This is a genomic window from Streptomyces sp. HUAS 31 (assembly GCF_028198125.1).
GTDB lineage: Bacteria > Actinomycetota > Actinomycetes > Streptomycetales > Streptomycetaceae > Streptomyces > Streptomyces chartreusis.
The window spans coordinates 4,262,169-4,282,816 of sequence record NZ_CP116353.1 but is presented as its reverse complement, the minus strand read 5'-3'; the positions used below and the strand labels follow the sequence as shown (position 1 = coordinate 4,282,816).

General features: G+C 70.8%; 16 protein-coding genes. 10 read left to right on the top strand and 6 right to left on the bottom strand.

Going from position 1 to position 20,648, the window contains the following annotated elements; genetic code table 11:
- Positions 1–48: 48 nt before the first annotated feature.
- Positions 49–1,614 (top strand): FadD3 family acyl-CoA ligase, encoded by a 1,566-nt coding sequence (locus tag PGH47_RS18805; protein WP_271664402.1) that lies wholly within the window; start codon positions 49–51, stop codon positions 1,612–1,614.
- Positions 1,615–1,846: 232 nt separating this feature from the next.
- Here PGH47_RS18805 and PGH47_RS18800 read toward each other — a convergent pair whose 3' ends face one another.
- On the bottom strand, positions 1,847–3,187 hold the full coding sequence (locus PGH47_RS18800; protein ID WP_271664401.1) for a tetratricopeptide repeat protein: 1,341 nt from the start codon (positions 3,185–3,187) through the stop codon (positions 1,847–1,849).
- Between the two features lie 857 nt (positions 3,188–4,044).
- Here PGH47_RS18800 and PGH47_RS18795 point away from each other — a divergent pair.
- On the top strand, positions 4,045–5,508 hold the full coding sequence (locus PGH47_RS18795; protein ID WP_271664400.1) for an asparagine synthase: 1,464 nt from the start codon (positions 4,045–4,047) through the stop codon (positions 5,506–5,508).
- Complete coding sequence (locus PGH47_RS18790; protein WP_271664399.1) at positions 5,505–6,251, top strand: class I SAM-dependent methyltransferase; 747 nt, start codon at positions 5,505–5,507, stop codon at positions 6,249–6,251. Before PGH47_RS18795 ends, PGH47_RS18790 begins: the two co-directional genes overlap by 4 nt.
- 540 nt (positions 6,252–6,791) lie before the next feature.
- Here PGH47_RS18790 and PGH47_RS18785 read toward each other — a convergent pair.
- The 3 genes from PGH47_RS18785 to PGH47_RS18775 all read right to left on the bottom strand — a co-directional run bounded on the left by PGH47_RS18785 (position 6,792) and on the right by PGH47_RS18775 (position 10,499).
- On the bottom strand, positions 6,792–6,968 hold the full coding sequence (locus PGH47_RS18785) for a hypothetical protein (RefSeq protein WP_271664398.1): 177 nt from the start codon (positions 6,966–6,968) through the stop codon (positions 6,792–6,794).
- A 168-nt stretch (positions 6,969–7,136) separates the two neighbouring features.
- A complete protein-coding gene (locus tag PGH47_RS18780) occupies positions 7,137–7,334 on the bottom strand; it encodes a hypothetical protein (RefSeq protein WP_271664397.1) in 198 nt (65 codons plus the stop codon).
- Between the two features lie 216 nt (positions 7,335–7,550).
- A complete protein-coding gene (locus PGH47_RS18775; protein WP_271664396.1) occupies positions 7,551–10,499 on the bottom strand; it encodes an AfsR/SARP family transcriptional regulator in 2,949 nt (982 codons plus the stop codon).
- 187 nt (positions 10,500–10,686) lie between these two features.
- Here PGH47_RS18775 and PGH47_RS18770 point away from each other — a divergent pair, with 187 nt between their 5' ends.
- A complete protein-coding gene (locus PGH47_RS18770; RefSeq protein ID WP_271664395.1) occupies positions 10,687–11,919 on the top strand; it encodes an amidohydrolase family protein in 1,233 nt (410 codons plus the stop codon).
- 52 nt (positions 11,920–11,971) lie between these two features.
- Here PGH47_RS18770 and PGH47_RS18765 read toward each other — a convergent pair whose 3' ends face one another.
- Entirely contained in the window at positions 11,972–12,847 is an 876-nt protein-coding gene (locus tag PGH47_RS18765; protein WP_271664394.1) for a hypothetical protein, read from the bottom strand.
- A gap of 317 nt (positions 12,848–13,164) precedes the next feature.
- Here PGH47_RS18765 and PGH47_RS18760 point away from each other — a divergent pair, with 317 nt between their 5' ends.
- From PGH47_RS18760 to PGH47_RS18735, 6 genes are all read left to right on the top strand, one after another.
- Complete coding sequence (locus PGH47_RS18760) at positions 13,165–14,070, top strand: TIGR03619 family F420-dependent LLM class oxidoreductase (RefSeq protein ID WP_271668092.1); 906 nt, start codon at positions 13,165–13,167, stop codon at positions 14,068–14,070.
- Between the two features lie 8 nt (positions 14,071–14,078).
- Complete coding sequence (locus PGH47_RS18755) at positions 14,079–14,849, top strand: SDR family NAD(P)-dependent oxidoreductase (RefSeq protein WP_271664393.1); 771 nt, start codon at positions 14,079–14,081, stop codon at positions 14,847–14,849.
- A gap of 98 nt (positions 14,850–14,947) precedes the next feature.
- Complete coding sequence (locus PGH47_RS18750; protein WP_333938070.1) at positions 14,948–16,066, top strand: LLM class flavin-dependent oxidoreductase; 1,119 nt, start codon at positions 14,948–14,950, stop codon at positions 16,064–16,066.
- 94 nt (positions 16,067–16,160) lie between these two features.
- Entirely contained in the window at positions 16,161–17,891 is a 1,731-nt protein-coding gene (locus PGH47_RS18745; RefSeq protein WP_271664391.1) for an N-acyl-D-amino-acid deacylase family protein, read from the top strand.
- Positions 17,888–19,351 carry an aldehyde dehydrogenase family protein gene (locus PGH47_RS18740; RefSeq protein ID WP_271664390.1) on the top strand — a complete coding sequence of 488 codons (1,464 nt, stop codon included), beginning with the start codon at positions 17,888–17,890 and terminating at the stop codon, positions 19,349–19,351. The genes PGH47_RS18745 and PGH47_RS18740 overlap by 4 nt, the downstream gene beginning before the upstream one ends.
- Positions 19,352–19,413: 62 nt before the next feature.
- Positions 19,414–20,205, top strand: a complete 792-nt coding sequence (locus tag PGH47_RS18735; protein WP_271664389.1) for an alpha/beta fold hydrolase — start codon at positions 19,414–19,416, stop codon at positions 20,203–20,205.
- Between the two features lie 15 nt (positions 20,206–20,220).
- Here the strand turns inward: PGH47_RS18735 and PGH47_RS18730 are convergent, their stop codons facing one another.
- The gene (locus PGH47_RS18730; RefSeq protein WP_271664388.1) at positions 20,221–20,616 is read right to left on the bottom strand and encodes a nitroreductase/quinone reductase family protein; all 396 of its coding nucleotides are present in this window, start codon (positions 20,614–20,616) and stop codon (positions 20,221–20,223) included.
- Positions 20,617–20,648 lie beyond the last annotated feature (32 nt).

Here is a 20,648-nt window from a genome sequence, read left to right as displayed (position 1 = left end):
GCTACAGCTAATCTGACGGGTAGTCAGCTAGTGGGTCTGGAGGCTGTGGTGCGCGGTGACTTGGAGTGGGACAGCATCCCGGGACTTCTGCGGTCCGCGGCCGAGCGGTACGCGGACGTCGAGGCGGTGGTGGAGGGCCGCAGCCGGATCACGTACGCCGAACTGGGCGCCCGGGTCGAGCGCTCGGCCGCGGCCTGCATGGCGAACGGCATCGAGCCGGGCGACCGGGTCGCCATCTGGGCGCCGAACACGCTGGACTGGATCACGGCCGCGCTGGGCGCGGTGTCGGCGGGGGCGGTGCTGGTGCCGCTGAACACCCGCTTCAAGGGCGGGGAGGCGGCCGATGTGCTGCGCCGCAGCGGGGCCCGGTTGCTGTTCGTGACCGGCACGTTCCTGGGGACGTCGTACGTGGCGTCGCTGCGGCGGGCGGTCGCGGAGGGTCCCGGGCTGCCCGCCCTCGATCAGGTGGTGGTGCTCTCGGACGACGCCCCCGCGGACTTCCGTACCTGGAAGGACTTCCTGGCGAGCGGCGACGGGGTGGACGGCGCCGAGGTGCGGGCGCGCGCGGAGGCCGTCGAGGGCTCCTGGGCCTCGGACATCGTCTTCACGTCCGGCACGACGGGCCGCCCGAAGGGCGCGGTGATCACCCACGCCCAGACGCTGCGGGCGTACGAGGTGTGGAGCGACCTGGCGGGACTGCGGCAGGGCGACCGCTATCTGATCGTGAACCCCTTCTTCCACACCTTCGGCTACAAGGCCGGGGTGATCGCCTGTCTGATGCGGGGCGCGACGATGATCCCGCAGCCGGTCTTCAACGTCGGTACGGCGCTCGCGAACATCGCGGCGGAACGGGTGTCGGTGCTGCCGGGCCCGCCGACCCTGCACCAGTCGCTCCTCGACCACCCGGCCCGCGACACGCACGACCTCTCGGCGCTGCGGCTGGTGGTCACGGGCGCCGCGGTCGTGCCCCTGCGACTGGTGGAGCGGCTGCGCGGGGAGCTCGGCGTGGAGACGGTTCTGACGGCGTACGGCCTGTCGGAGGCCAGCGGCATCGTGACGATGTGCCGGCGCGGCGACGACCCGACGGTCATCGCGTCGACGTCGGGCCGCGCGATACCGGGCACGGAGGTCCGCGTCGAGGCACCGCCCGGCGAACCCGGCGAGGTGCTGGTCCGCGGCTTCAACGTCATGCGGGGCTACTACGAGGACGCGGCGGCCACGGCCGAGGTGCTCACCGAGGACGGCTGGCTGCGCACCGGGGACGTGGGCGTGCTGGACGACGGCGGCAACCTGCGCATCACCGACCGCATCAAGGACATGTTCATCGTCGGCGGCTTCAACGCGTACCCGGCGGAGATCGAGCAGATGCTGGGCCTGCACCCCGACGTCGCGGACGTCGCGGTGATCGGCGTGCCGGACGCGCGGCTGGGGGAGGCCGGGAAGGCGTTCGTGGTGCGACGGCCGGGGTCCGTGCTGACCGGGGACGACCTGATCGCCTGGGCACGCCGGGAGATGGCGAACTACAAGGTGCCGCGAGTGGTGGAATTCGTGGCCGAACTGCCACGGAACGCGAGCGGGAAGGTGGTCAAGGGGGAGTTGCGGGGGAGGAGCTGACCGGTCGGCTGTGATCGTCGTCGGCGCGCGGGGTCGCGGGCGCGGTCGCAGATCGAGCAGCCCAGCCCGCGGCCGATCGGCCAGGCCGGAGCAGGGCGAATGCCGTGACGGAACGAAGAGGCGTGGTTGAGGCCGGTGCGGGGTTGCTGGAAGCGCGCGTGGTGGATGATCTCTCGGCGCACCCACCGTCGTGGCTGACTTTCCGTGCCTGAGCTTGAAGATGCGACGGGGGTCAGGTGACCAGCGGCGGTGGCGCGAGCGTCCGTGCCCGGTCGTACAGGTCGCCGGCCGCCGCGTTCCTCAGATGAGGGCGCAAGAGACCGAGCATCGCTTTCACGCGGTCGTCGGCGCGGCCGGACTGCACCTTGGGGTAGTCGTCGAGGGCTTGGTGCCAGGTGGTGCAGGCCGCTTCCAGGTGGCCGAGTTCCAGCTGCCGTTCGGCCAGCAGGCCGCGACGGTGTACTCGTGTGCGCTGGTACGTGCTGGGCCGGAGCCGGTCCGCCTGCTGCATGGCTTCGACGGCTCCGGCCTTGTCGCCGAGTTCGTAACGTACCTGGCTGACGTGGTAGTTGAGCGAAGAAGGGTCGTACGAGCCGAACGCCTTGCCTCGTGACTCGGCGCGGTCCATGGCTGCTTCGGCCTCGCGGATGTAGCGCAGTGCGCCCGTACGGTCGCCGGTCTGGGCGGCGGCGTGTGCCTGCTGACCGACGAGGAAGGCCAGCATCCGGGGGCCGGCTTTCGGGGAGGCGGCGGCAGCGGCGTCGGCCAGCTCCATGGCCTTCGCCCCGTCACGGAGGTCGACCGCCTGGACGCTCATGCCTCGCAGGGTGGTGCAGTACGTCAGGTGGTCCTCGGCTGCGCCCGCCAGCTCCAGGGCCTTGACGTAGTAGCGCTGCGCGAGACCGTGCAGCCCTTCGTCCACGGCCATGTAGCCGGTCAGGTAGAGAAGGTCCGAGGCGGCGGACAGCATCGCCTTGCGTACGTCCTCGGGTGCGTCGGCGCGCAGGTAAGAGGCCACGGTGTTGACCATGAACGAGGCCGCCATGGGACGTGCGTGACGGCCGCCGAACTCATCGTCCAGCTCCGAGACACGCTCGGTCATAGTGAGGACCATGTCCACTTCGCTCATGCCGATACGTGCTGTGCGGCCGGACTGGACGGCATCGGCACGCCCGACTACATCGGGCCAGCCGGGAATGGTGACGGCCACGGAGAACAGGCCGGCACCCAGGACGCTGCGGCGGGACGGGTCCATATCCAGCCTCCCCAGGTCGATCACCCCTTCCACGGTATCCGCAGCCACGGAGGAACTATTGCGTGGAACGGGCAGCCCGGCCTCAGCATGGGTGACGGGGCGGCCGAGACGGCGGGAGAGGGCTTCGAGGATGCACGCGCGCACCGCACCGCGAGGGACGGTGCCGCCCAGCCAGTGGCTCACCGCCGATTCGTCGTAGCGCAGTGGGATTCCGGTCTCCGTGCCGACGCGGTTCACCGCCCGCGCGAACTGGCGGTGAGTCCAACGGCACTCGGAGAGCAGGCGCCCGAGCGTCACGTTCGGTTCACGCTTGGCCATGCCCTCAACTCCCCATGCCTTTGCGAACTTTCAAGGCTTTCAAGTCCTGACGCTGTGGCAACGGTACCGCTGAGCGTGGTCGTGCGGTTGCGTAGAGACAGCAGGGAGCGGCGAGACCTCGCCGCAGCCGTCGTCCGAAGGCTGGGGGATGAGAAGTGAAGCGCGGGCCCGTCTGGCCTGGATGACCGAGGAGCGTGGCCTGGACGGGGTGTTGAGGATCGACACCTACGAGGGTGCGGACCTGCCGTCGGGTTCGAATCCGTTCTCGCAGTGTCACTGTCCGCAGCATCGCAGCGCCGCGCGTGAGGATGGGTCGGCGAGGCTGAGCGCCGCAGTACGCGAGGTCAACGAGCGCAGTCGTGGAGAGCGGCTGTGAACCGGTTGGCCGCAGCCGTCGGCCGCTACGCCGGACAGCTCCTGGTCGTCACCATCTCGGGATCGGTCGGCTTCGTCCTCGGCGTGGCCGCCGTTTCCGCACCCGCCTGACTCCTCCCCGTCACGCACCCAGTTCCCCACCTGTGACGAGGGAGGGCCCGCCGCCGAAAGCCGCGGGCACCACGCCCGGCTGCCTTCTTCGCAAGGGTCCGGCAGCCGGACGGGTCCAACTCCGCAGCATCCGCAGCGGAGTTCACTGAAAACCGTAAGGGAGAAAACGATGAACGTGGACGAACTGTTCACCGGCGATCTGATCACCGGCGTCCCGGCCGTCGAGGCAGCGCTGCTCGACAAGATGCCGGGCGGCGGCGACAACAACGGCGACCACTGCAGCAAGTGATCCAGGGCTGACGCCAGACGGGGCGGGGCCGTAAGCGGCTCCGCCCCGTCGCATGACATCGGGAAGGGACGACATGCTGACGATGCGTCTGCGCCTGGCCGATCTTCAGGAGCCCAAGTGGAGATCAGAGAGCGGCCGTTGGGTCAACGGACAGAGCTGGATCGAGCCCGCAAACTTGTCCACATTGGTCATGGAGGTCAACGACGACCGGGCACCGCGCGTACGGATTCGCGTGAAGGAGTGCAAGCGGGACGAGGCCGATTTCGTCGCACTCACCATGGAGCCAGGGGAAGCCCGGCTGTCGGCGGGTGTCTTCGGCACTGCCCCGCTCTATCTGACAGAGAAGGGCGGCGAACTGCACGCCTCGTGGGACCTGACACTGCTGCGACCGCATCTGCGAGCCGACCGTCTGCTGCCGCGCGTCGTCGCCCGCACGCTGACGAGGCAGCACCGCTACACGTCCGAGACCTTTTTCGAGGGCGTCTACCGCCTCACCGAGCGGGCAGCGGCCAAGTTCACCCCTTCGGGACTCAGCATCCACTACCCCAAGCCCGCTGAACACGTACTTGAGCCACGTATGCTCCGGCTCGGGGTTGATCCGCTCGCTGCTCTGGACGAGTTGCTGACAGACGTGATCCGCCAGGCGCCGACGGCAACCGGATGCGTGGGCGTCGAACTGTCCGGCGGCGCGGACTCCGGAAACGTCGCCCTGGCCGTGAAAGCAGCCCGCTTCCCCGAGGTGTACAGCTTCGGCCTGCTGGTGGGAGGAAGCACTGGCAGGCAACAGGGCGAGCGGCGCCGAGCCTTTGTGGAGTACTGCGGCTTCCGGGACACGGCCACTCCCGCCATGCAGCTCCCACCCTTCTGGCCCGGAGGCGTACGCGCCCTGCGCAGGCCGCACGATCCTGCGGGGGCTTTCTACCAGGAGGCGTTCGACGTCGTGCGCGAGCAAGCAGCCGCCCTGCGGTGCGAGGTTATGTTCACGGGCAGCGGCGGGGACGAGATCAACGCCCACCACTCCAGGACACAGGCCGAACTGCCGACGCCAAAAGCCGTGCCGTGGCTCGGCGGCAGAGCAGTCCGAGCGCTGGCCGAAGTAGACGAGCACTTGGCTCCCATCCCGGTGCTGCCCGTACCGACCCTCATGGCGTTCGGGATGCACAACCCTGGCTTCCTCCGGGCTGGAATCTGGCCGGTGAGCCCGCTCGCGCATCCGCGGATCGTGCGGTTCATGGAGCAGCTACCGCACGAGCACAAGCGCGGCAAGGCGCTGTTCCGCGAGCGGATCCGGCGGGCCGGGCTGCCTGAGTGGGTGGCTGCGCCGGCCGAACCGGAGAACTTCCTGGCCGTCCTGGAGAAGGGACTGCGGTCCCACGGGCTGCCCATTCTGGACGACATGCTGAAGGAAGCCATCCTGGTGAACCTCGGCTACGTTGACGGCACGGCTCTCGCCGAGGCACGGAGGAACGCCGACTCCGCGCCGGTCGTCCCCGACCTGCTGTGCGATGTGCTCGCCCTGGAGGTCGGACTGCGAAGCCTCATGTGACCAGCCCCGACACGGAAGCCGAGCACGTGGAAGCCACCAACCTCCTGTACCGCGATCCGGCACTATACGACTTGGTCCAGTCCGACAGCACGAGCGCCGGAATGTGCCAGACCCTGATCGAGTTGCACCGGCCGGACGCCCGGACCCTGGTCGACTTCGGATGCGGTACCGGCCGGGACCTGGAGATCCTCGCCAAGCGATACAAGTGCATCGGTGTTGACCTTCAGCCCGGCCTGGTCGCCTACGCCCACCAGGCCCGTCCGGAACTGGACATCCGCACCGGCGACATGCGCACCGCACGACTCGGCAGCCGCATGGACGTGGTGACCTGCATGGGCAACAGCCTCGCCTACGTGCACGACAACGAGGCGATCAGCCAGGTCTTCGCCACCTTCGCCGCCCATGCCCGGCCGGGAGCGCTGCTCGTGCTGTGTTCCCCCGTCGCCCCGATCACCCGGACCGAGCCGACCACCGCCACGGTCGACACCCCGACGGGATCCGCGACCGTCACCATCCGCCACACGTGGGACCTGCGGACCCAGATCAACACCATGCACCGGCACTGGATGCTCCCCTCGGGCGACGAGGCCCGAGACGAGATCCGCAGACGCGTCCTGTTCCCCCAGGAGCTCGAACGCTACGCGGAGGGCGCCGGCTTCGAGGTCCTGGACATGCTCGACGGCACAGGGACAGGGCCTACCGGCCCCACCGCATACACAGTGGCCCGACAAACTCGGCGGTGACCGGCGGAGCGAGCAATGGCACCAGCACCGCCTCCCGACTCCTGACAGCAGTAGCGACGGCAACAGCCACGGTTTGCCCCGCACAACCACGGACCCCAGCAGAACGCAAACCTGAACATGCCCCCTGGCACGTAAGCGGTCTGAACGCCTTCACCCCGGGTCGTACTCCCAGCGCCAGTCAGCCACTATTCAGGGACTCCTGGACCTCGGTATGCAGGACACGGATCTCGTCCATCGCGGCCCGCCAAGCGGGGTCGTCCCGGTCGGCGGTGTGCGCTGTGTACTCTGCGGCTCGGAGCGGAGCGGCTGTGGCCGGGTTGCGGGCGATCTCCACCGCTCTCCATCTGGGCCGGCCGGTGTGGCGCGACCTGCGACAGAGCGATCCGGAGAGCGGCGGGTGTGCGCTCCGGCGGGGGATGAGCGGCCCATCGGGCTCGAAGGGCTGTGCGGTCATCGTCCGTGATCCTCCGTGGCCGTGCCCACGGTACGGCAGTGGCGGCCGATCACGCAGAGTCTCCGGAGAAGGCCCTGGAAGAAGGATCACCCGGCGGCGCCGACGCGCTGTGGGCCGTGGCGGGGACGTTTGGGCTGGGCCGGGAGGAGGGCCGGGGTCGCGCCGGGGCGGTTGCGCCAGGTGGCCGGGGTCTCGGCCATGACCACCGCGAGGGCGCACCAGAGCAGGGCGTCGATGCGGTCGAGGTTGGCCGGGTGGTCCATTGAGGCACAGAGGCCGCGGGGACACGCCATTGCGCCGACCTCACGACGAGACACGCCATTGGCGCCGGCCTCACGGCGAACCTCGCGGGCGCCGGTGCTCGCCGGACACACGTCGGCCGCGGTGGCTCCCCCTCCGAGCCGCCGCGGCCGATCCCCGTGCGATGAGGCCTACTTGTCGTTCAGCTTCAGCTTCGCGGGTCCCGCCGGCATGGCGTTGTTGAGCGTGGTGATCTCCTCGTCGGCGCCGGCCGGCTCGCTGGGCATGGCGTTGTTCAGGGTGGTGATCTTCGGGTCCGCGGCGGCCGGCTCGCTCGGCATCGCGTTGTTGTCCGGAGAGACGGTCGCGTCCTTCTTCTTGTCGCTCATGGGCTCGTGTTCCTCTGTTTCGGCGATGAGTGAGGAACGCCCGCCCGGGGATTCCCCCGCGGATCGCCGGACGGGCGTTCGGAGCCGCACAGTAATCGGTCGGGCTCCGGGTCCGACCGTCTGCCCCCCGACGCGACGGTCTGACAGGTATGAGACTGCCGGGTGGAGATAAACGAACGCTTAACGCTCACAATCCCCAGGTCAGCGGCCCGAGTTCTAGGCGGCCGTGGCCGAGCTGAGCAGGGCGCGCACCGCGCTCGCCTCCCCGGCGCCGTTCTGCTCGTACAGGCTCAGGGCCTCACGCCAGCACGCCCGGGCCCGGTCCGCCTGGCCGAGCGCGTACAGCGAACGCCCCAGCAGCGTAAGGACGTTGCCCTGCATCCGGTCACCGCCGATACAGCCCAGCGCGAGCGCCTGTTCGGCGTGCTGGGCGGCCTGCGACGGGCGGCGGTCGGCCGCGTGCACCTCGGCGATGCGGAAGTGGGTGACGCCCTCCCACAGCCGCTGCCGATGGTCGTTGAAGATGCCGAGGGCGTCGGAGAACTGGCTGAGCGCCTCGGTGTAACGGCCCGCGCGGGTCAGGGCGACGCCGAGCGCGAAGTGACCGTTGGCCAGGCGCACCGTCCGGCCGATCTCGGTGTGCACGGCGAGCCCGTGCCGCGCCATCTCCACGGCCTTCGCGATGTTGCCCATGCCCAGGTGGGCGCGGGACAGGTTGCCCAGGACGGTGGCCTCGAAGGGCCGGTTCCCCGCCGCCCGCAGACCTTCGAGGGCCTGGTCGAAGAAGACCTTGCCGTCGGCGGACCGGCTCTCGTGCAGACAGATGAGGCCCCGGTTGTTGGCCACCCAGCTGACGGCGGTGGAGTCCTGCGCCAGGCCGGCGAGTTCCATGGCGACGCGGGCCTCCTGCTCGGCCGGCTGGATGCGTCCGGAGACCAGCAGCACATCGCTGAGCACCGTACGGGCCCTGCCCTCCGCCCGTTCGTGGCCGGCCGCCCGGGTGGCCTCGCAGGTCGCCCTCGCCGTCATCTCGTACTGATGCGAGTTCGCCCCGGACTCGGTCAGGTCCTTCGCCGCCCAGAGCAGATCGACCGCCCGCCGCAGCCGCTCCGTTCCCGCCGCCTGCCGTACGCAGGCCAGCAGTTGCCCGGCCTCCGTGTACAGCCAGTCGAGGGCAGCCGTCCCCTCGTCGAAGCTCAGCCCCGGATAGCGGGTGGGCTCCAGGTCGTCGGTCAGCCGGTCCCCGGGGTGCTCGATGGCGTACACCTGCGCGGTCGTGGCCAGATAGAAGTCCAGCAGTCTGGACAACGCCCCGTCCCGCTCGCTCGGCGGCTGTTCGTCCCGTTCCGCGCACGCACGCGCGTAGAGTCGCACCAGATCGTGGTACCGGTACCGGCCCGGCGCCGCCGACTCCAGCAGTGATGTGTCGACGAGGGCCTCCAGCAGGTCCTCCGTCTCGTCCACCGGCAGGTCCAGCACCGCGGCCGCCGCCGCCAGCGAGATGTCGGGGCCGTCGGCGAGGCCCAGCAGGCGGAAGGCTCGGGCCTGGGCGGGGTCCATCGCGCCGTAGCCCAGCTCGAACGTGGCCTTCACCGCGAGGTCACCGGCCTGGAGTTCGTCGAGTCGGCGGCGTTCGTCCGCGAGCTTCGCCGCCAGCACCGACACCGTCCACGTGCGCCGCGCCGCCAGCCGGGACGCCGCGATGCGGATCGCCAGCGGCAGGAAGCCGCACGCCGCGACCACGTCCAGCGCGGCCTCCCGCTCGGAGGCCACCCGCTCCTCGCCCACGATCTTCGTGAACAGGGACAGCGCCTCGTCCGGGGACATCACGTCCAGGTCGACCAGATGGGCGCCCGCGAGGTCGACCATGCGGACCCGGGAGGTCACCAGCGCCGCGCAGCCCTCGGTGCCCGGCAGCAACGGCCGTACCTGGGCGGCATCCCTGGCGTTGTCGAGCAGGACCAGCACCCGTCGGCCGTCGAGCACCGAGCGGTAGAGCGCGGCCCGCTCCTCCAAGGAGTCCGGGATCGCCGAGTCGGCGGTGCCGAGGGCCCGCAGGAAGGAGCCCAGCACCGTCTCCGGCTCCGCCGCGCGCGGGCCGGCGCCCTGGAGGTCGACGTAGAGCTGGCCGTCGGGGAAGGCCGAGCGTGCCTGGTGCGCCACATGGACCGCCAGCGTCGTCTTGCCCACGCCGCCGATGCCCGCCAGCGCCGACACCGCCATCACCCGTCCCTCGGCCGAGGCGAGGACCTCGCCGAGCTCCGAGACGAAGGAGGCGCGGCCGGTGAAGTCGGGAACCGTGGCCGGGAGTTGTGCCGGGCGGACCGGGACCGCGGCCGGTTCGGCGGCGGGGGCCGACGGTTCCGCGAGGGCCGGGTCCGCCTGGAGGATGCGCTGCTGGAGCTCCTTGAGGCCGGGGCGCGGGTCGACGCCGAGCTCGTCCGCCAGCAGCCGGCGCGTGTCCGCGTACACGGCCAGCGCCTCCGCCTGCCTGCCGCTGCGGTACAGCGCCAGCATCAGCAGCTCCCGCAGCCGTTCGCGCAGCGGGTGCTCGGCGGTCAGCGCCGTCAGCTCCGAGACCGCCTCCGCGTGGCAGCCCTGTTCCAGGTCCATGTCGAGCCGGGATTCGAGGAGTTGGAGGCGCCACTCCTCCAGGCGGACCCGCTGGGCCTCGGCGTACGGCCCCGGAACCCCCGCCAGCACCTCGCCGTCCCACAGCGCCAGGGCCCGGGCGAGCACCTCCCGCGCCTGGCACAGATCCCCGGCGCCGCGGGCCTTCTCCGCCTCCGCCGCCAGCTCCTGCGCCACCCCGAGGTCCAGCGCGCCCTCGGGCAGCCCCCGCACCGCGTACCCGCCGGACTCGCTGACCAGGACACCGGCGTCGAGGATCTTGCGCAGCCGGGAGGCGTACGTGCGCAGCGCCGCCAGCGCCTGCGAGGGCGGCTCCTCGCCCCACAGGGCGTCGATCAGCTCCGCCGCGGTCGCCGTACGGCCCTCGCGCAGCAGCAGGGCGGCGAGCAGGGCGCGTTGCTGGGGGGAGCCGGTGGCCAGCTGTTCCTCGCCGCGCCACGCGCGCACCGGACCGAGCACGCCGAAACGCAGCGCCGCCGCATCTTGCGCGGAGCCGGGACGCCTCTGCTCCGGCACTCGCGGTACCCCGTCCATCGCAGTCCCCCTAGGGCCCGTTTACATCTCCGCCAGTTTGCCTTGTTCATGGCAGATGCGTCAGCCGGGGAGAGGCTGATCACAGCCAGGCGCGCGGGATATCACAAGGTCCTCACGAGCTCTTCGCACGGCGGGGTGTATCACCACGCAGCTGACGGACCGTCAGATCGGCGCTACCGTGAGGGTCATGGACACCGAGACGACGTTTCCCCTGATCATCTCCGTCGACGACCACACGGTGGAGCCGCCCACGGTGTGGCAGGACCGGCTCCCGAAGAAGTACCAGGACATCGGACCGCGCATAGTCCGCGCGCCGCTGAAGGAAATGACCTTCCTGGGCGGGCGGTTCAAGCCCGTCATGGGACGGCCGGGCGACGACGGGCCGATCGGCGACTGGTGGGTGTACGAGGACCTGCACCGGCCCCTGACCCGCCTCGACACCGCCGTGGGCTACAGCAGGGACGAGATCAAGCTGGAGGTCATCACCTACGAGCAGATGCGCCGGGGATCGTTCGACGTGCCCTCCCGGCTGGCGGACATGGACGTCAACCACGTCCAGTCGGCGCTCTGCTTCCCGACCTTCCCGCGTTTTTGCGGCCAGACCTTCACCGAGGCGCAGGACCACGAGCTGGGCCTGCTGGGCGTCAGGGCGTACAACGACTGGATGGTGGAGGAGTGGTGCGGGCCCGACGCGCGCGGGCGGCTGATCCCGCTCACCCTCATCCCGCTGTGGGACGCCGAGCTGGCCGCCGCCGAGGTCCGCCGCAACGCGGCCCGGGGTGTACGGGCCGTCGCCTTCTCCGAGATACCCCCGCACCTCGGGCTGCCGTCCGTGCACACCGACTACTGGGATCCCTTCCTCGCCGCCTGCGACGAGACCGGCACGGTCGTCGCCATGCACATCGGCTCCTCCAGCCGGATGCCCTCCACCTCCGCCGACGCGCCGCCCGCCGTCGGTTCGACGATCACCTTCGCCAACTGCTGCTTCTCGATGGTCGACTGGCTGATGAGCGGCAAGTTCGAGCGCTTCCCGAATCTCAAGGTCATGTACGCCGAGGGCCAGATCGGCTGGATCCCGTACATCCTGGAGCGCGCCGACGTCGTCTGGGAGGAGAACCGGGGCTGGGGCGGGGTCGCCGACAAGGTGCACCGACCGCCGTCCGAGCTGTTCGCCGACCACGTCTACGGCTGCTTCTTCGACGATGCCTTCGGGCTGAGGAACCTCGACTCCATCGGCGTCGGCAACGTGCTCTACGAGACCGACTACCCCCACTCCGACTCGACCTGGCCGGAGTCCCGCCAGGTCGGCGAGGCGCAGATGGGGCACCTGGACGCCGACGTGGTCGACCGGATCGTACGGCGCAACGCGATCGAGTTGCTGGGGCTGACGGACGACGGGCTCTGGCCGGGCGGGGCGTGAGGGAGCCGCGGCCCCCGGTGGGGGACCGCGGCCCATGGCCGCGCCGGGGGCCTCAGCCGAGGAACACCGACGAGATCCTGTTGTCGAAGCCGACCGAGTTCAGGTCGGCGATGTTGCCCTGCACCACCTTGGACTCGCCCTTGCAGTCCTTCTCGGACCAGATCTTCAGGGCACCGGATGCCTGGAGGGAGGAGGCGGAGTCGTCCCGGCCGACGTTCTGGCAGCCGGCGCCGGCCAGGCCCTCGGAGGGGTCGCCGAAGTTGATCTCGTCCGAGAGCGTGACGCTGCTCGCCGGGGCGGCGGTGCCGCCGCCCTGCTCCGGCTCCTCGGCGGCGGCGCCCGCCTTCTGTCCGTCCGGCGTCACGCCGAACCAGGTGCCGCCCACGCCCTGCCCGTTGGTGTCGCCGGGCTTGAGGTCCTTGCTGAAGCGGTAGACCGGCCAGCCGCCGATGGTGACCTGGAGGTTGCCGTCGTCGCGCTTGACCACGCCGACGTCGGACTTGTGCACGCCGTCCACGAAGATCTTGCCGCCAGGGGCGACCAGAACCGGCGGCCAGGTGGTGGCGCACTCGCCGGAGCAGTTCGACTTGGACGGGTCGGCGGTGTCCTTGTCGAAGCGGTAGAGGGTGAACCCGGCGCCGTTGACCACGACCGGGTTCAGGTCGCCCGCGGACGACGCGCTCAGCTGCACCCACTTCTTGGCGGCCGGCTTGCTCGCGGGCTTGCCCGGACCGGTCGCCCAGTCGCCGGTGCCGGGGGCCGCGTTGTTCTGCTTGGCCGTACCGCTGCCGAAGTTCAGGCTCTGCAGGGCGGATCCGGCGCCCTCGCGGGCCGCGGAGGCGGCGTCGTCGGCGGCGTTGCAGGCGGTCAGCAGCAGGGCCGCGGCGGCGGTGGTGGCGGCGATCGCGGCGAAGCGGTTGCGGATCATCTCGGTGTCTCCCCGTGTCTCGGCGCCCGGACTTCCCGGGCCGCCGCCACCCAGTACGAGCTGCCCTCGGGCCGCCCTCACCCGGTGACACCCCTGAGACATGAGCGCGACAACCCCCGGTCAATCGCACGAAGATCGCGACAATCCGGGCACGGCGGGGATACGGCGAGGCCCCCTCGCGCCGGGATCCGCCCCACCCCTTGTCTGTTGCGCCGCCAGACCGGACGATGGCGCCCGAGCATGAATGTGACGGACCGTCAGATCGAGGAGGGCGTGTGGTCATCCAAGTCCCGCCGGACGGACGGACGCTGTTCGGGATGCAGCTCCCCGTCCAGTCGCAGAGCACGATGTACGCGGAGCCGTGGGAGGCGGGCGCCGGACCCGACGACCTCGTCGCCCTGGCCCGCGCCGCCGACCGCGCCGGCTTCGACTACGTCGCCACCTGCGACCACGTCGCCATCCCGCGCCGCCTGGCCTCCGCGATGAGCACGGTCTGGTACGACCCGGTCGCCACCCTCGCCTTCCTCGCGGCGGCCACCGAGCGGGTACGCCTGCTCAGCCATGTCGCGGTCGTCGGCCTGCGCCACCCCCTGCTCAGCGCCAAGCAGTACGCCACCCTCGACCACCTCAGCGCGGGGCGGCTGATCCTCGGCGTCGGGGCCGGGCATGTGCGCGAGGAGTTCGAGGTGCTCGGCGTCGACTTCGAGCGGCGCGGATCTGTCCTCGACGAGTCGATCGACGCCCTGCGCGCCGCCCTCGGACCGGAGGAGTTCCCCGAACACCACGGCAAACTCTACGACTTCGAGGGCCTCGGCCAGCTGCCCCGCCCCGCCCAGGAGCGCGTCCCGGTCTGGGTCGGTGGATCCTCGCCGGCCGCCGTGCGCCGGGCCGCGCTGAAGGGCGACGGGTGGCTGCCGCAGGGCGACCCGCGCGACCGGCTGCCCGCCCAGATCGCCCGGATCCGGCGGCTCAGGCAGGAGGCGGGCATCGAGGGGCCGTACACCGTCGGCGCCATCGTCGAGCCCCTGTACGTCGGCACGCCCGCGTGGGACGTCGGGCGCCGGACGCTGACCGGGACGCCGGACGCCCTCGCCGAGTCGCTGCGGGCGTACCGGGCGATGGGGGTGGACCAGATCCAGGTGCGGTTCCGCAGCCGTGGCCGCAGCGAGCTCGTCGACCAGATCACCGCGTTCGGGGCCGAGGTCGCGCCCCGCCTCGACTAGGGAGAGTCATGGGCAAGCTGGACGGACGGACGATCATCGTCACGGGCGCCGCGCGCGGACAGGGCGAGCAGGAGGCGCGGCTGTTCGTGGCCGAGGGCGCGAACGTCGTGGTCGCCGATGTGCTGGACGACCAGGGCGGGGCGCTGGCCAAGGAGCTGGGGGCGCTGTACGTCCACCTCGACGTCGGCAGCGAGGAGGACTGGCGCGCCGCGCTGGCGGCCGCCAAGGAGGCGTACGGCCGGGTCGACGGGCTCGTGAACAACGCCGGCATCCTGCGGTTCAACTCCCTCGTCGACACGCCGCTGGAGGAGTTCATGCAGGTCGTGCGGGTCAACCAGGTCGGCTGCTTCCTCGGTATGAAGACCGTGGCTCCCGAGATGGAGGACGGCGGCACGATCGTCAACACCGCCTCCTACACGGCCGTCACGGGCATGGCGGCCGTGGGGACGTACGCCGCGACCAAGCACGCCATCCTCGGTCTCACCCGCGTCGCCGCGCTGGAGCTGGCGCCGCGCGGCATCCGGGTCAACGCCATGTGCCCCGGCGCGATCGACACCGCGATGTCCAACCCGGCGCAGCTGGACCCGGAGGCGGACGCGGAGGAGACGAGCCGGGCCCTGGACGGCCTGTATCGCAAGCTCGTGCCGCTCGGCCGGATCGGGAGGCCGCAGGAGGTGGCGCGGCTGGCGCTGTTCCTGACGTCCGAGGACTCCTCCTACATCACCGGACAGCCGTTCGTGATCGACGGCGGGTGGCTGGCGGGGGTCAGCGTCATCTGACTGACCATCAGGTATTGACCCTCCATGCGGGGGGTGCCACAGTCGTTCAAAACTGACGGAGCGTCAGAAAACTTCGATACCGGGGACGGTGAACCGCCTTGGAATTCGGGCTCTTTGTACAGGGATACGTGGGCAAGCGCGCCGAGACCGATCCGCTCGCGGAGCACAAGGCGCTGATGGAGGAGACCGAGTACGTCATCCAGGCGGACAAGTCAGGCTTCAAGTACGCGTGGGCCTCCGAGCACCACTTCCTGGAGGAGTACTCGCATCTCTCCGCCAACGACGTGTTCCTCGGGTACCTCGCGCACGCGACCGAGCGGATCCATCTGGGATCCGGCATCTTCAACCCGCTGGCCCAGGTCAACCATCCGGTGAAGGTCGCCGAGAAGGTCGCGATGCTCGACCATCTGAGCGAGAACCGCTTCGAGTTCGGCAGCGGCCGCGGTGCCGGCTCGCACGAGATCCTCGGGTTCATACCGGGCGTGACCGATATGAACTACACCAAGGAGATCTGGGAAGAGACGATCGCCGAGTTCCCCAAGATGTGGCTCCAGGACGAGTACGTCGGCTTCCAGGGCAAACACTGGCAGCTGCCGCCGCGCAAGGTCCTGCCCAAGCCGTACGGGAAGTCGCATCCGGCGATGTGGTACGCCGCCGGGTCGCCGCCGTCGTACGCGATGGCCGCCCGCAAGGGGCTCGGGGTGCTCGGCTTCAGCATCCAGAAGGTCTCCGACATGGAGTGGGTGCTGGAGCAGTACAAGACGGCGGTCGTGAACGCGGAGCCGATCGGGGACTTCGTCAACGACAACGTCATGGTGACGACCACGGCGATCTGCGCGCCGACGCACGACGAGGCCATCCGGATCGCGGTGAACGGCGGGCTGCACTATCTGCCGTCGCTGGTGTTCCGGTACCACGACACCTTCCCGCGGCCCGAGGGATTCCCGGTCTGGCCGGAGACGCTGCCCGAGTACACGCCGGAGTTCGTGGAGCTGCTGATCGAGGAGGAACTGCTGATCTGCGGTGATCCGGACGAGGTGCTCACGCAGTGCAAGCGGTGGGAGCAGGCCGGGGCGGATCAGTTGAGCTTCGGGTTGCCGGTGGGGGTGCCGAAGGAGGAGACGTTGCAGACGATCCGGCTGATCGGGGAGCACGTCATTCCGAAGATCGACACGGATCCCGTTCACCGGACTTCGCGGTTCCGGGCTGCCGTGTGATCTCCGTCGGCGGGTGCGGGTGAGTTCGTGGCTGGTCGCGCAGTTCCCCGCGCCCCTGGGTAAGCAGTTCCGCCGCATACCAAGAGGTGAGCCAATGCTCGATCACGTCATCAAGGGTGCGTCCGTTGTCGACGGAACCGGCGCGCCCGCCTTCACCGCCGACGTCGGCATACGCGACGGCCGTATCGCCGTCATAGGAACCGTCACCGAGGGATCCCGTACCAGCGAGGACGCCGCGGGGCTCGTTCTCGCTCCGGGGTTCGTCGATCCGCACACCCACTACGACGCCCAGCTTTTCTGGGACCCCTATGCCACCCCCTCCCTCAACCACGGGGTGACCACGGTGGCCGGTGGGAACTGTGGGTTCACGTTGGCGCCGTTGAATCCGGGGCGTCCCGGGGACGCGGATTACACGCGGCGGATGATGTCCAAGGTCGAGGGGATGTCGCTGGTCGCCCTCGAAGAAGGGGCGCCCTGGAGCTGGAACTCCTTCGGGGAGTATCTGGACGCGCTCGAAGGGCGGATCGCGGTCAACGCGGGGTTCATGGTGGGGCACTGCGCGCTGCGGCGGTACGTCATGGGAGCCGACGCGGTCGGCGGGCAGCCCAGTGAGGAGCAACTCGCCGAGATCGTGCGGCTGTTGCACGACGCCATGGACGCCGGGGCCTGGGGGTTCTCCACCACCCAGTCGTCCACCCACTCCGACGGCGACGGGAAACCGGTGGCCTCGCGGCACGCCGGGCCCGCCGAACTGCTCGCGCTGTCGAAGGCCGTCGGGGAGCACGAGGGGACGCAGATCGAGGCCATCGTCGCCGGGTGTCTCGACCAGTTCAGCGACGCCGAGATCGAGCTGTTCGTGGAGATGAGTGCCGCCGCCGGACGGCCGCTGAACTGGAACGTGCTGACCATCGACTCGGCCGTGCCGGAGCGGGTGCCCCGGCAGTTGCTGGCCAGTGAGCGGGCACGCAAGGCCGGCGGCCGGGTCGTGGCGCTGACCATGCCGATCCTCACGCCGATGAACATGTCGCTCGGCACCTTCTGCGCGCTCAACCTGATCCCCGGTTGGGGCCCGGTCCTCGGGCTGCCCGTGCCCGAGCGGATCGCCCGGCTGCGCGAGCCGGAGGTGCGGGCGGAGCTGCTGCGGCACGCCTCGTCCAAGGAGGCGGGCGTCTTCCGGCGGCTGACGAACTTCGGGCGGTACGTCATCGGCGACACCTACAGCGACGCCAACCGCGGACTGAGCGGCCGGGTCGTGGAGGACATCGCCCGCGAACGCGGCCAGGAACCCTTCCAGTGCATGGTGGAGATCTGCGCCGCCGACGAGATGCGTACGGTCCTGTGGCCGATGCCCACCGACAACGACCCCGCGTCCTGGGCGCTGCGCGCCGAGGCATGGCAGCACGACGACGTCATGCTGGGCGGCTCCGACGCCGGGGCGCATCTGGACCGGATGTGCGGGGCGCCGTACACGACCCGGTTCCTCGGGGACTGTCTGCGCGGGCGCAGGCTCACGAGCCTGGAGCAGGCCGTCAAGATGCTGACCGACGACCCCGCGCGGCTCTTCGGGCTGCGCGAACGCGGCCGGATCCAGGAGGGCTTCCATGCGGACCTGGTCCTCTTCGACCCGGAGCGGATCGACGCCGGCACGGCCACTTTGGTGCACGACCTGCCGGGCGACAGCCCGCGGCTGGACTCCAGGGCGATCGGGGTGCGGGCTGTGTGGGTCAACGGTGTCGAGGCGATCCGGGACGACGTGGTGAGCGGGGCCGTGCCGGGGCGGGTGCTGCGCTCGGGGCGGGACACCAGGACGGTGGCCACCAGGTGAGCTTCGAAGGATCCGACCGGCAGCGGTTGTTCGTCGGGGGCTCGTGGGTGGAGCCGGACGGTGGTCACTATCCCGTGATCGATCCGGCGACGGAGGAGACCGTGGGAGGGGCTCCCGAAGCCTCCCGGGACCAGGTGCTCGCGGCCTGCGCCGCGGCCCGCGAGGCCTTCGGGCCGTGGTCGCGCACGGCGCCGGAGGAGCGGGCGGCCGTGCTGGCACGGGCGGCGGACATCATCCACGGCCACCTCGGACCGTACGCCGAACTCGCCCAGGCCGAGACCGGCGCGACCACGGGCACGGCCCGGGGCATGCAGGTCGGTGTCGGGGCGGCCCGGTTCCGGCGCTACGCGCGCGTGGAGCCCGCCGAGTGGGCCGTCGCGCCGCAGATCAACGACGCGGGGCCGATGGGGAAGGCCGGCGTGATGGGTGCGCTGGCCGTGCGGCAGCCCGTCGGAGTGGTCACCTGCATCACCTCCTACAACAACCCGTGGGCCAACCCGGCCGGCAAGATCGCGCCCGCGCTCGCCATGGGCAACACCGTGGTCGTGAAACCGGCGCCGCAGGACCCGCTGTCCGTCTACCGGATGGCGGAGGCGCTGGAGGCGGCCGGGGTACCGCCGGGGGTCGTGAACGTCGTCTCCGGCAGGTCGGTCGAGGTCGGGGAGGCCGCCGTGTCGTCCCCGGACGTCGACATGGTCAGCTTCACCGGCTCCACGGCCGTCGGCCGGCGCATCGCCGAGGCGTGCGGGCGGGACATGAAACGGCAGTTGATGGAGCTCGGCGGGAAGGGCGCCGCCGTCGTCCTCGACGACGCGGACATCGGCTCGGCGGTCGCCGGGATCGGGACGACGTTCTCCTTCTACAGCGGGCAGATCTGCACCGCGCCCACGCGGGTGCTGGCGCAGCGGGGCGTCCACGACCGCCTCGTCGAGCAACTGGTCGCATACGCGGGCCGGTTGAAGGTCGGCGATCCGCGGGAGGCGTCCACGGTCGTCGGGCCGGTGATCTCGGCCGAGCACCGGGACCGGGTGGAGTCGTACGTGGAGACGGGCCGCAAGGAAGGCGCCGTGGTGGTGGCGGGCGGTGAACGGCCGCCGTACGAGCGGGGCTTCTACGTGGCGCCGACGCTGCTCGCGGACTGCACGAACGACATGCGGGTCGCCCGGGAGGAGATCTTCGGGCCGGTCGTGTGCGTGATCCCCTTCGACGAGGAGGAAGAGGGCATCGCGCTGGCCAACGACACGGAGTACGGACTGATCGACTACGTCTGGTCCGGCGACGTCGCCCGCGCCTTCCGGATCGCGCGGCGACTGCGGGCCGGCGGCGTCGGCGTCAACACCGTCGGCCGCAACATGGAGGCGCCCTTCGGCGGGTTCAAGCAGAGCGGAGTGGGACGCGACGTCGGCTCCTACGCCCTGCACGCCTACAGCGAGGTGCAGGCCATCGTGTGGCCGGGCTGAGCCCCGCCGATTGACCGGCCGGTGGCTGTCGCCGGTTCGGCAACGCGGGCAGAGTCTGCCGTATGGGACAACTGGTGCAGGTCAAGGGCGGCGAGGTCTGGGCGGACGACACCGGTGCGGACGGGGCGGGGCCGCCCGTGGTGCTGCTGCACTCGGGCGTCGGGGACTCCCGGCTCTGGGAGCCCGTCCTGCCCGGCCTGGCCGCCGGACACCACCGGGTGATCCGGTACGACGCCCGCGGCTTCGGGCGCTCCCCGGCACCCACGACGCCCTACGCCCAGCTGGACGACCTCCGTGGCGTCCTGGACCACTTCGACCTGCCCCGGGTGGTCCTGGCCGGCACCAGCATGGGTGCCAGGACCGCCATCGACCTGGCCCTGAGCGACCCCGGACGGGTGGCCGCGCTGGGCCTGTTCACGCCGGGCGTCGCCGGATACGAGGGCCTGGAGGTGCCCGAGATCACCGAGGAGATCGGCCGGCTGGCCGGCGCCGGGGACCTCGACGGCCTGGTCGCGCTCGCGCTGCGGGTGTGGGGCGCGGCCGGCCCCGACCCGGACACGGCGGCCGAGGCCCGGCTGCGGGCGGCGATCCCGGCGTGGTTCACGACGTACGGCCACGAGATCGCGGGCGCCCCCGCCTTCGACCGGCTCGGCGAACTCGACCTGCCCTGCACGCTCCTCCTGGGTGAGCAGGACCAGTCCGAGGTGATCCGCTGCAACGAGGCGATGGCCGCCCGCATCCCCGGCTGTCGGCTGGTCCGGCACCCGGAGTGCGACCACTTCCCGACGCTGCGGGCGCCGTGGGACGTCGTCCGGCTGGTGATCGAGCTGTGCGAGCGGGTGCGGGCCGGCTGACCCGCGCCGTGCGTGTCAGCCGGTGAGGTCCACCCGGACCGTCAGCAGATTCGTCCCGAGGGCCCGCACGGCCGTGCTGTTGAAGCGGGGCAGGCGGCGCAGCCGCGCGACCGGGTCGTCGTCGGGGAGCAGCTGGGCCGTTCCGGTGTGCCAGCGGCCCTTTATCCGCACCCGCACCCGCGGATCGGCCTTGATGTTGCGGATGTACTGGGACCGGTCACCGAACTCCGAGACCAGCCAGAAGGAGTCACCGACCCGGCTGCCGCCCACCGGTGTCTGCCGGGGCAGGCCCGAGACACGGCCGGTGGTCTCCAGGACCGTCTGGAGGGGAAGTCGGCGCAGCACAGGGTTGCCGACATGGCGCTGGAACGCGGTGGCGGCGCGGAACCTGAGCTCGGTGAGGCGGGACATGCCTGTGGGTCTCCTGACTTCTGCCGGGTACG

Excerpts from the sequence above, each read along its gene's own strand:
- PGH47_RS18765 (WP_271664394.1), bottom strand. The coding sequence starts at position 12,847 with ATGATCCGCAACCGCTTCGCCGCGATCGCCGCCACCACCGCCGCCGCG.
- PGH47_RS18780 (WP_271664397.1), bottom strand. The coding sequence starts at position 7,334 with ATGAGCGACAAGAAGAAGGACGCGACCGTCTCTCCGGACAACAACGCG.
- PGH47_RS18730 (WP_271664388.1), bottom strand. The coding sequence starts at position 20,616 with ATGTCCCGCCTCACCGAGCTCAGGTTCCGCGCCGCCACCGCGTTCCAG.
- PGH47_RS18770 (WP_271664395.1), top strand. The coding sequence starts at position 10,687 with ATGGACACCGAGACGACGTTTCCCCTGATCATCTCCGTCGACGACCAC.
- PGH47_RS18800 (WP_271664401.1), bottom strand. The coding sequence starts at position 3,187 with ATGGCCAAGCGTGAACCGAACGTGACGCTCGGGCGCCTGCTCTCCGAG.
- PGH47_RS18755 (WP_271664393.1), top strand. The coding sequence starts at position 14,079 with ATGGGCAAGCTGGACGGACGGACGATCATCGTCACGGGCGCCGCGCGC.
- PGH47_RS18795 (WP_271664400.1), top strand. The coding sequence starts at position 4,045 with ATGCGTCTGCGCCTGGCCGATCTTCAGGAGCCCAAGTGGAGATCAGAG.
- PGH47_RS18745 (WP_271664391.1), top strand. The coding sequence starts at position 16,161 with ATGCTCGATCACGTCATCAAGGGTGCGTCCGTTGTCGACGGAACCGGC.
- PGH47_RS18735 (WP_271664389.1), top strand. The coding sequence starts at position 19,414 with ATGGGACAACTGGTGCAGGTCAAGGGCGGCGAGGTCTGGGCGGACGAC.
- PGH47_RS18760 (WP_271668092.1), top strand. The coding sequence starts at position 13,165 with ATGCAGCTCCCCGTCCAGTCGCAGAGCACGATGTACGCGGAGCCGTGG.
- PGH47_RS18775 (WP_271664396.1), bottom strand. The coding sequence starts at position 10,499 with ATGGACGGGGTACCGCGAGTGCCGGAGCAGAGGCGTCCCGGCTCCGCG.
- PGH47_RS18785 (WP_271664398.1), bottom strand. The coding sequence starts at position 6,968 with ATGGACCACCCGGCCAACCTCGACCGCATCGACGCCCTGCTCTGGTGC.